The sequence below is a fragment of the Pseudoxanthomonas sangjuensis genome (assembly GCF_010211755.1).
Classification (GTDB): Bacteria; Pseudomonadota; Gammaproteobacteria; order Xanthomonadales; family Xanthomonadaceae; genus Pseudoxanthomonas_A; species Pseudoxanthomonas_A sangjuensis.
Genome location: NZ_PDWR01000055.1, coordinates 1 through 1127, shown reverse-complemented (window position 1 = coordinate 1127; position 1127 = coordinate 1). Strand labels below are relative to the sequence as shown.

The following is a 1127-nucleotide window of genomic DNA, read 5'->3' as shown; positions in this document are numbered from 1 at the left end:
GGCGATCCGGAGTATCCGGCGACGCTGGTCGCCCGCGGCCACGTGCTGATGTACCTGGGGCGGCTGAAGGAAGCGGAATCCGAGCTGCGGCGGGCGATGGCGCGCGCGCCGGAGATCGCCCAGCTGTACTGGCTGCTGGCGCAGGTCTCGAAGGCAAGGCCGGAGTCCAATCGCGTCGACCGGATCCGCAAGCTGCTGGAAACGCCGCGTTCGCCGGCCGACGCGGCATTGCTCGGCTTCGCCCTGCACAAGGAGCTCGACGACCTGGGCGACCACGCGGCGGCCTGGCAGGCGCTGGAGCGGGCCTGCGCGGCCAAGCGCGGCACGTTGCGGTACCGCAGGGAGGACAGCCGCGAACTGGTCGATGCGCTGGTCGGCATGCGGTTGCCCGGCTGGCCGCCGCCACCGCCGGAGCCATCAGGGCGCACGCCGGTATTCATCGTCGGCATGCACCGCTCCGGCACCACGCTGCTGGAGCAGTTGCTGGACGCGCACCCGCGCGTGCGCGGGATCGGCGAGCTGTACGATTTCACCAGCGCGATGCGCCACGCCGCCGACCACCACTGCCCGGGCGTGATCGACCGGACCATCGTCGCGCGTGCGCCGCAGGTCGATTTCGCCGCCGTCGGGCGGCGTTACCTGGACGGGTTGGCGTGGCGGCTGGGCGCGGAAACGCACCTCACCGACAAGCTGCCGTCGAACTTCCTCAACATCGGCTTCATCTGCCATGCGCTGCCGCAGGCGAAGATCCTGCACATGGTGCGCGACCCGGTGGAGACCTGCTTCTCCAACCTGCGCGAACTGTTCTCGAACGCCAATCCGTATTCCTACCAGCAGGACGAACTGGCCGATTACTTCGTGCAATACCGGCGGCTGATGGCGCACTGGCATGCAACGTACCCGGGTCGCATCCTCGACGTCGACTACGCGCGGCTGACCGCCGACCCGGAATCGACGATGCGCGAGGTGGCGGCGTTCTGCGGGCTGGACTACGTGGACGGCATGCGCAGCACCGCCGCCAGCACGCGCGCGGTGGCCACGGCCAGCGCGGTCCAGGTGCGCGGCGAAGTGGTGCGGCGCGAGCGGCCGAAGTGGGCGCCGTACGAAACCTGGCTGCAGCCGCTGAT

At 70.0% G+C, this 1127-nt stretch carries 1 protein-coding gene; it reads left to right on the top strand.

Going from position 1 to position 1127, the window contains the following annotated elements:
* Nucleotides 1-1127, top strand: a 1127-nt coding sequence (locus tag CSC71_RS15235) for a sulfotransferase family protein (protein ID WP_162375226.1), incomplete at both ends; no start/stop codon positions are given.